Genomic DNA, 9,268 nt, shown 5'->3' on the forward strand with positions numbered 1-9,268 from the left:
GAGCCGCGCACGCCGGACGGCGTCCCACACCTCGTCCTCGGTGGCCTCGGGACGCGCAAGGCGCAGGTTGGAGAGGATGGTCTCGTGGAACAGGTGGCCGTCCTGCGTGACCATCCCCAGGGTGTGGCGCATCGACGTGAACGTCACATCCCGGACGTCGACGCCGGCGAGGCGCACCGCGCCGCTGTCGACGTCGTACAGGCGTGCCAGGAGCTGGGCGATCGTGGATTTGCCGGCACCTGAAGTGCCGACGAGGGCCACCGTCTGGCCCGGCTCGATCCGGAAGGAGATCCCGTGCAGCACCTCCTCGCCGCCGCGGGTGTCGAGCGTCGCCACTTCTTCGAGCGAGGCGAGCGAGACCTTGTCCGCGGACGGGTAGCCGAACCGGACGTCGTCGAACTCCACGGATACCGGCCCTGCGGGCACCGAGCCGGCGCCGGGCTTCTCCTGGATCAGCGGCACCAGGTCGAGGACCTCGAATACCCTCTCGAAGCTGACGAGCGCACTCATGATCTCCACGCGCGCATTGGCCAGGCTGGTCAGCGGCGCGTACAGGCGGGTCAGCAGGAGGGCCAGCGTGACCACCTCGCCCGTCTCCAGCTGGCCCGCGAGCGCCAGGCCGCCACCCAGGCCGTACACGAGTGCCAGCGCAAGGGCCGAGACGAGCATGAGCGCGGTGAAGAAGATCCACTGCAGCATGGCCGTCCGTACGCCGATGTCGCGGACGCGTGCCGCGCGAACCCGGAACTCGACGGATTCCTCGTCCGGACGCCCGAACAGCTTGACCAGCGTGGCCCCGGGCGCCGAGAACCGCTCCGTCATCTGGGTGCTCATGGCGGAGTTGTGGTCCGCGGCCTCGCGGCGGAGTGCTGCGAGCCGGCTGCCCATGCGGCGGGCCGGGATGAGGAAGATCGGCAGCATGATGACGGCGAGGACCGTCACCAGCACCGACGTGCTGAGCATCACGATCAGCGTGAGGATCAGCGCCACGAGGTTGGTGACCACCCCCGACAGCGTTCCGCTGAAGGCCTGCTGGGCGCCGATCACGTCGTTGTTGAGCCGGCTGACGAGGGCTCCGGTACGGGTGCGGGTGAAGAAGGCGATCGGCATTTTCTGGACATGGTCGAAGACGGCGGTGCGGAGGTCCAGGATCACGCCCTCGCCGATCCTCGACGAATACCACCGGGTGATCATCGACACCGCGGCGTCGAGAACGGCAACCAGGGCGATGACGGCGGCGAGGCGCACCACCGTCGCCGTCTCGCCGTTGGCGACGATGACGTCCACCACCTGACCGGCCAGCACCGGAGTCGCTACGGCGAGGAAGGCCCCCGCCACGGAGAGCACCATGAAGATCGCCAGCTGCGCACGGTAGGGCACGGCGAAGGCGACGATCCGCTTCAACGTTTCCTTCGAGAATTTGTTCCTGCTGTTATTGGCGGTGGAGATCCGGTACAGGGAGCTCCAGGCCGCGCCTTCCATGCTCATGCACATTCCTCCAGTTCAAGCTTCCCCCAGCTTAGGCCGGAAAGTACTGGATTCCCGCCGTCCTGCCCCGGAACAATTAGCGGGTGCGCCGGTGTTCACCTAGGGAGGCCGCGCGGCCTGACCCCGGCGAATACCTAAGGAACCGAACCATGAAGTCACGCTTGTCCGTCCTCGGCGCAACCGCAGCACTCACCCTGTCGCTCGCCGGATGCGCCTCGTCCGCTCCCTCGCCATCCGGCGGAGCCGCCGATTCCGGGTCCGGCGAATCAGCAGCCCCGTCGACCCTCCAGCAGATCCAGGACGCCGGAGTGCTGACCGTGGGCACCGAGGGAACGTATCGGCCCTTCAGCTTCCACGAGGACGGCACCGGCGAGCTGACCGGCTACGACGTCGAGGTCATCACCGCCGTCGCGGAGAAGCTCGGGGTGGAGGCGGAGTTCCAGGAAACCCAGTTCGACGCGATCTTCGCCGGGCTTGAGGCCGGCCGTTTCGACGTCGTCGCCAACCAGGTGTCCATCACCGATCAGCGGCAGGAAGTCTACGATTTCTCGGAGCCCTACACCGTGAGCAACGGCGTGATCGTGACCAGCGCCGACAACGGCGGGATCTCCTCCTTCGAGGACCTCGAGGGGAAAACCACCGCGCAGTCCCTCACCAGCAACTGGTATGAACTCGCCCAGGAGAGCGGAGCGAACGTGGAACCCGTCGAAGGATGGGCACAGTCCGTTGCCCTCCTCCAGCAGGGCCGCGTCGATGCCACTATCAACGACGAACTGACCTACCTCGACTACCAGAAGACCAGCAACGATCCCTCGATCAAGGTCGCCGCCGAGACCGAGGACCAGTCCCTCAGCGCGGTAGCCTTTCGGAAGGGCAGCACCGAACTCGTCGACGCCGTCAACACGGCCCTCGGCGAGCTCCGTGCCGAAGGAACCCTCGCGGAGATCTCCGAGGAGTACTTCGGGACCGACGTCAGCCAGTAACGTCAGCCATCAGCTGCGGCTGGAACCGCTGAAAGGATGAACACGTGGACTGGGAGCTGCTCAGGGATTCGTTCTGGCCCATCGTCCGCGGAGGCCTGACGGGAACCATCCCCCTCTCCCTCGCGTCCTTCGTGCTGGGGCTGGCGCTGGCCCTGGTGCTCGCGCTTCTGCGGATCAGTGGCCGGCGCGTCCTCTCGGGGATCGCACGGGGCTACATCTCGGTGATCCGGGGAACGCCGCTCCTGGTGCAGCTGTTCGTCATCTTCTATGGCCTGCCCTCGATCGGACTGGTGATTCCGCCGTGGCCGAGTGCGATCATCGCGTTCTCCCTCAACGTGGCAGGCTACGCGGCGGAGATCCTGCGGGCGGCGATCCTCTCGGTGCCCAAGGGCCAGTGGGAAGCGGGGCATACGATCGGCATGTCGCGCACGGTGACCCTCCGCCGGGTGATCCTTCCCCAGGCCGCACGCGTCTCGGTTCCGCCGCTGTCCAACACGTTCATCAGCCTCGTCAAGGACACGTCCCTGGCCTCGCTGATCCTGGTCACGGAGCTGTTCCGCGAGGCTCAGCAGATTGCAGCGTTCTCGCAGCAGTTCATGACGCTGTACCTGGAGGCCGCGCTGGTGTACTGGGTGTTCTGCCTCGTCCTCTCCAGCGGCCAGTCAGTCCTCGAGAAAAGATTGGACCGCTATGTTGCCCGCTGAACCGGACCCAACCGCCCTGCTGACCGTCACGGGCCTCGAAAAGTCCTTCGGCAGCAATTCGGTCCTGAAGTCCATCGACCTGTCGGTCCGCTCGGGACAGGTGGTGGCGCTCGTCGGCCCGTCCGGCTCGGGCAAGACCACGGTACTGCGGTGCCTGAACGGCCTGGAGGTGCCCGACGGCGGCACTGTCGCCTTCCGGGGCGGCCCCGCCGTCGACTTCGGGGCCGGCGTCTCACGGCGGGATGCCCTGTCGCTCCGGGACCGCAGCGCGATGGTCTTCCAGAACTACAACCTCTTTCCGCACCGGACCGTGCTGGAGAACGTCATTGAAGGCCCCGTACAGGTCCAGAAACGGCCGAGGAGGGAAGCAATCGCCGACGCCGAGCGGCTGCTGGGCCGCGTGGGCCTTGCGGAGAAGAAGGACCAGCATCCGTTCGAGCTCTCCGGCGGCCAGCAGCAGCGGGTGGGAATCGTCCGGGCCCTGGCCCTGCAGCCGGACCTCCTGCTGTTCGATGAGCCGACGTCCGCCCTGGACCCCGAGCTGGTGGGCGAGGTCCTCACGGTCATCAAGGAGCTCGCCGACGAGGACTGGACCATGGTGATCGTCACCCACGAACTCGCCTTCGCCCGGGAGGTCGCTGACGAGGTGGTGTTCATGGACGGCGGCGTGGTGGTGGAGCACGGCCACCCCGATCAGGTGCTCCGCAACCCGGTGCACGAGCGGACCCGGCGGTTCGTCCAGCGGCTCCTCCACCCGTTCTAGCACTCAGGCGCGTCTGGCACTCGGGCCGTCGGGCGTGTCAGGCGTCAGGCCCGTCAGGCGCCCAGCGTGTCAGTCGCGAATGCGCTCCGGGTGCGAGTAGCAGTTGAGGGTTGTGCCGCGGCTGAATCCCACGAGGGTGAGTCCGGCATCGTCGGCGAGGTCGGCGGCGAGCGACGACGGCGCGCTGACAGCGGCCAGCACCGGTATCCCCGCGAGCTGGGCCTTCTGCACCAGCTCGAAGGACGCGCGGCCCGAGACCTGCAGGATGGTGCCGGTGAGCGGCAGCATCCCTTCCCGCAGCGCCCATCCCACCACCTTGTCCACGGCGTTGTGGCGTCCCACGTCCTCCCGCAGGCACAGCAGTTCGCCGTCGCGGGTGAACAGCCCGGCAGCGTGGACACCGCCGGTGCGGTCGAACAGCTTCTGGCTCTCCCGCAGGCGGTCGGGCAGCCCGGCGAGGACTGACAGGTCCACCCGTTCGGAATCGCCGCTGAGCTCGAACCGCGAGGACTTCCGGACCGCGTCGATGGACGCGGTTCCGCAGATCCCGCAGGAACTCGAGGTGTAGACGTGGCGCTCCATGGCGGTGTCCGGCAGTTGAACGCCGGGGCGGAGCTGCGCCTCGACCACGTTGAAGGTCTGCTGGCCGTTGTCGTCCACTCCCGCGCAGTAGCGCAGGCTCGGCAGCTGGCCCGGCTCCCACACCACGCCCTCCGAGACGAGGAATCCTGCCACGAGGTCGAAGTCGTCGCCGGGCGTCCGCATGGTGACCGTGAACGCGCGGCCGTCCAGCCGGATCTCCAGCGGCTCCTCGCCGGCGAGGACATCCTCGCGATGGCCCGTGGTGCCGCCCACCTGGAATTTCGTTATGCGGCGGCGTTGCGTCACCCTGTTCATCCAGCACTCCTCACCATCGGCCTAAGATGAGGTTAGTTGACTGACCGTACAGTCTGCTCCCAACACGAGGATGTGACGGCCTTGGCATCGAAGGCACCGAAGAACGACATTGACGAATCCCTGATCACCACGGGGAAGCCGAAGACCAAGGCTGTCGGTCTTCCAGCGGTTCTCAATTCGCTGAAGATCTCGATCGACCAGATGGGCCCGCTCCGCAGCGCCCAGACCCTCCTCGCGGTCAACCAGGTCAAGGGCTTTGACTGCATGGGCTGCGCCTGGCCCGAGGGCGACAAGCGGCATACCGCAGAATTCTGCGAGAACGGTGCCAAGGCAGTCGCCGAGGAAGCCACGCGCCGCACGGTTCCGCCGGAGTTCTTCGCCGAGCACTCCATCGCGGACCTGATGTCCCACGACGAGTACTGGCTGGGGCAGCAGGGTCGCCTCACCCACCCGATGCTGCTCGACGCCGGCGCCACCCACTACCGTCCGGTAAGCTGGAATGAGGCGTACTCCGTGGTGGTCGACGAGCTGGCGGCTTTGGACAGCCCGGATGAAGCCGTCTTCTACACCTCGGGCAGGACCTCCAACGAGGCGGCTTTCCTGTACCAGCTGATGGTCCGCGGCATCGGCACCAACAACCTCCCCGACTGTTCCAACATGTGCCACGAATCCTCCGGCTCGGCGCTGGTGGAGACCCTCGGCATCGGCAAGGGCACGGTGTCCTTGCACGATGTCGACACCGCGCCGCTGATCATCGTCGCCGGCCAGAACCCGGGCACGAACCACCCGCGCATGCTGACCTCGCTCGAGAAGGCCAAGAAGAACGGCGGCGCGATCGTGGCCGTCAACCCGCTGCCCGAGGCCGGGCTGCTGCGCTTCGAGAATCCCCAGAACCCTCTGGGCCTCCTGGGGACCCGGTTCGGCGGCGGCACATCCCTGGCCGATGATTTCCTGCAGATCCGCCTCGGCGGCGACCAGGCGCTGTTCCGCGGACTCGGCAAGCACCTCCTCGAGCAGGAAGAGGCCACAGGCACCGTCTTCGACCACGACTTCATCGCACAGCACACTCTGGGACTCGAGGACTACCTCGACAGCCTCCGCGGGACGTCCTGGGACGAGATCCTCGAGGCCAGCGGCATCAGCAAGGCCGAGATCACCAAGGTGGGCGACCGGATGATCGCCTCCCCCGGCACCATCGTGTGCTGGGCGATGGGCCTCACCCAGCACAAACACTCCGTGGCCACGCTGCGCGACGTCGTCAATGTCCTGCTGCTGCAGGGCAACGTGGGCAAGCCGGGAGCCGGGGTGTGTCCCGTCCGTGGCCACTCCAATGTGCAGGGCGACCGCACCATGGGCATTTTCGAGCGCATGCCGGCGGCCTTTCACGACGCACTGGATCAGCGTTTCCGGTTCTCCTCGCCGCGCCGTCACGGGTTCGACACCGTGGCAGCGATCCGATCCATGCGCGACGGCGGCGCGAAGGTCTTCATGGCGATGGGCGGGAACTTCGTCCGTGCGACACCCGATTCCAACGTCACCGACGCGGCGCTGCGCAACACGCGGCTCACCGTGCAGGTCTCCACCAAGCTCAACCGCTCGCACCTCATCACGGGCCGTCGCGCGGTCATCCTTCCCGCACTCGGCCGTACCGACCGCGACACCCAGGCCGGTGGAGACCAGCGGGTCACCGTCGAGGACTCGATGAGCGCCGTCCATGCCTCCACCGGACGGCTGAAGCCGGCAAGCACCGAGATGCGCTCGGAGATCGAGATCGTCTGCCAGCTCGCCGACCGGCTCTTCGCCCGGACGGACAGCCCCTACACCGAAAACGCGCCGCAGCTGGACTGGATTTCGGCGCAGGCCGACTACCGCGTGATCCGGGAGCACATCTCCGCCGTCGTGCCGGGTTTCGACGACTTCGAAGCGAAGATCGACAAGCCCGGCGGCTTCGTCCTGCCGAACGGTCCCCGGGACAGCCGCACGTTCACCACGGCCACCGGCAAGGCGAACTTCACGGCCAACGACCTGCAGTACCCGAAGGTCCCCGAGGGCCGGCTGCTCCTGCAGACCCTGCGCTCGCACGACCAGTACAACACCACGATCTACGGCAAGGACGACCGCTACCGCGGCATCCACGGCGGCAGACGGGTTGTCCTCGTCAACGCGGAGGACCTCGCCGATGCCGGGCTGGCTGACGGCGACCCCGTGCACCTCGTCTCGGAGTGGGCCGACGGCGTCGAACGGCGGGCCGAGAACTTCCGGGCCGTGACGTATCCCACGCCCCGCGGCTGCGCAGCGGCCTACTATCCCGAGACGAACGTGCTGGTTCCACTGGATTCCACGGCGGACATCAGCGGTACCCCGACGTCGAAGTCGGTGATCCTCCGGTTGGAAAAAGCTGTGGGAACGGCGGCTGTGCAGGCGGAGGCCGATGAAGCGGTCGAGACATCGCTGGAGGAGGTCGCCCGCTGAGCCCCGCCGGCGCGGCAGCCACGCGTGAGGACGGCTGCGCCGCTCTCGGGACGTCCTTCATTCACCGAGAGCCCGCATCGACTGCGCAGCAGTAACCACCCAACGCCGAAACAGCGGTAACTACTGCACACTGGACGGACCTCCAGGACCAGCGGCACCTCCAGGACCAACGCCACCCACAGGCACCGGTGACACGGAGAGCCCGGACACCCCGCTATCGGGGAGTCCGGCTTCTCCTGGCTTCCGGCCAGCGCACTACCGCACCCAGGGCAGCCGGATCGAGGGCACCGCCTGGTCGACCGCGCACCCCTCGGCCGGTACCACCAGTACGCCGTCCGCTGAGGCGAGACCGCGCAGCATCCCCGAGCGCTGGTGGCCGCTCGGCATTGCTCGTCCCTCCAAGTGGCGGAACGGCACCAGGCGGCTGCGCCCTTCGAGGGGCTCGAAGTCCTCACCGCACAGCACCTGCTCCGGCGCCTCCAGGGGAGCACCGCGCAGGCCTGCCAGCAGCGGGCCCACCACGGTCAGCATGGCCATCATTGCAGCCAGCGGATTTCCCGGCAGGCCCACGAGGAACCGGCCGTCCGGCAGCCGCGCCAGCAGGGTGGGATGGCCCGGCCGCATGGCGATGCCGTCGATGATCATCTCGGCGTCGAGCACCGTGAGCGCTCGGCGTATGTGGTCCGCCGAGGAATCCCCCGTGCCGCCAGTGGTGATGAGCACGTCTCCGGAGGCCCTCGCCAGCGAGAAATCGTCGGTGGCTTCCGCGCTGATGGCGGCAACGACGTCGTCGAGGTCGTCCTTGGCGCGTCCGGCGACATCGACGTGCCCGCCCAGCATCGCCACGAAGGCCGGCAGTTGGGGCCCGAAGGTGTCGCGGACCTGGCCCGGGTGGGGCAGCCCGCCTTCGATGACTTCGTCGCCGGTCATCAGGAGCGACACGCGAGGGGCACGCAGCACCGCGAGGGTATCGTGGCCGCACACGGCCGCGAGCGCGATCTGCGCCGGATTGAGGACCACCCCGGCCGGGATAGCCACGATGTCCTTCTCCGCCTCCTCACCGGCAGGGCGGATGTGCTCCCCGGGGGCCGGTTCGTCCGGCCGTGCTGCGGCGTTCCGGTCGAGGATGTCTCCCCGGATCTGGCCGTGCTCGGTCCGCAGGATGCTGCCGGTGTTTCCCGGCACCACGCCCCCGGTCAGGATGAACGTTGCCTGTCCGGGCTCCAGCGCCACCAGGCCCGAATCGCTGTGCGGAGTGGGCCGGCGCCAGGGGTGGTCCTCGTGCACCTCGGGGGTGACGAGTGTCCACGGCGGCGGACCACTCACCGCCCAGCCGTCCATGGCGGAGGAAGCGTAGTGCGGGATGGGCTGCAGGGGAGACACCGCTTCGGCGAGCGTCTGCCCGAGCGCGTCGGCCAGGGTCACCGTCTGGAAGGGCAGCGGACGCCCCGCCTCGTAGGCGGCCTGCCGTGCGGTTGCCCAGTCGAGGTTCCGGTTCCCGCCCGGTTCGCTCACGCCGTCGCCTCCTGTCCGGGCGGCGGACACTGCGAGTCCGCGAGCCCGATGGCGGAGCGCATGGCAACGTCCTCGCTCGCCTGCCCGCTTCCCACGGCGAGGCCTGCCGCGTACCCGGCGATGAAGGTGGTGAGGGGCGCGGCCGGGCGCACGACGCCGTGGGCTGCTTTTCCGGCGAGGGCCAGGACGGCGTCGATATCCACCGTCGAGTCCTCCAGCTCATAGGCCTCCAGCAACCTGGCGCACCATTCGGTCAATACTTTTTCGCGCTCGTCCATTGTGCCCTCCGGGGTTCACTTGACGACGTCGACGCCCAGGGCTCGTGCATCCTCCCACGTGTCGACGTCCAGCGTTGTGCCCGGCGGAACCGGGACTTCTTTGGTCTTCACACTAGCAAGGAGCTTCTTCATCGACAGATTCGCGGCCCCGCCTGCGGAAGCGGCGGC

8 protein-coding genes are annotated in these 9,268 nt (G+C 67.9%); 4 read left to right on the forward strand and 4 right to left on the reverse strand.

The window, feature by feature from the left end:
• On the reverse strand, positions 1-1,488 hold a 1,488-nt coding region (locus Y704_RS20955; protein ID WP_035772618.1), incomplete at its 3' end, for an ABC transporter ATP-binding protein.
• A gap of 149 nt (positions 1,489-1,637) precedes the next feature.
• Between Y704_RS20955 and Y704_RS0112195 the strand changes: the two genes are divergently transcribed.
• From Y704_RS0112195 to Y704_RS0112205, 3 genes are read left to right on the forward strand one after another with little or no spacing between them, the layout of a single operon-like run.
• On the forward strand, positions 1,638-2,471 hold the full coding sequence (locus tag Y704_RS0112195) for an amino acid ABC transporter substrate-binding protein (RefSeq protein WP_026550326.1): 834 nt from the start codon (positions 1,638-1,640) through the stop codon (positions 2,469-2,471).
• A gap of 44 nt (positions 2,472-2,515) precedes the next feature.
• Positions 2,516-3,175, forward strand: a complete 660-nt coding sequence (locus Y704_RS0112200; protein WP_026550327.1) for an amino acid ABC transporter permease — start codon at positions 2,516-2,518, stop codon at positions 3,173-3,175.
• A complete protein-coding gene (locus Y704_RS0112205; protein ID WP_026550328.1) occupies positions 3,162-3,938 on the forward strand; it encodes an amino acid ABC transporter ATP-binding protein in 777 nt (258 codons plus the stop codon). Before Y704_RS0112200 ends, Y704_RS0112205 begins: the two co-directional genes overlap by 14 nt.
• Before the next feature lie 69 nt (positions 3,939-4,007).
• On the opposite strand, the gene fdhD is transcribed toward Y704_RS0112205, so the two are convergent.
• Positions 4,008-4,835 (reverse strand): formate dehydrogenase accessory sulfurtransferase FdhD, encoded by an 828-nt coding sequence (fdhD, locus tag Y704_RS0112210; RefSeq protein WP_026550329.1) that lies wholly within the window; start codon positions 4,833-4,835, stop codon positions 4,008-4,010.
• 81 nt (positions 4,836-4,916) lie between these two features.
• Between fdhD and Y704_RS20960 the strand changes: the two genes are divergently transcribed.
• Positions 4,917-7,307 carry an FdhF/YdeP family oxidoreductase gene (locus tag Y704_RS20960; RefSeq protein WP_051476998.1) on the forward strand — a complete coding sequence of 797 codons (2,391 nt, stop codon included), beginning with the start codon at positions 4,917-4,919 and terminating at the stop codon, positions 7,305-7,307.
• Between the two features lie 255 nt (positions 7,308-7,562).
• Here Y704_RS20960 and Y704_RS20965 read toward each other — a convergent pair whose 3' ends face one another.
• Positions 7,563-8,822 (reverse strand): molybdopterin molybdotransferase MoeA, encoded by a 1,260-nt coding sequence (locus Y704_RS20965; protein ID WP_162149411.1) that lies wholly within the window; start codon positions 8,820-8,822, stop codon positions 7,563-7,565.
• Positions 8,819-9,100: a DUF6457 domain-containing protein gene (locus tag Y704_RS0112225; RefSeq protein ID WP_026550330.1), complete on the reverse strand. Its 282-nt coding sequence runs from the start codon at positions 9,098-9,100 to the stop codon at positions 8,819-8,821. Before Y704_RS0112225 ends, Y704_RS20965 begins: the two co-directional genes overlap by 4 nt.
• Positions 9,101-9,268 lie beyond the last annotated feature (168 nt).

The organism is Arthrobacter sp. Br18, assembly GCF_000520555.1.
Taxonomy (GTDB): domain Bacteria; phylum Actinomycetota; class Actinomycetes; order Actinomycetales; family Micrococcaceae; genus Arthrobacter_D.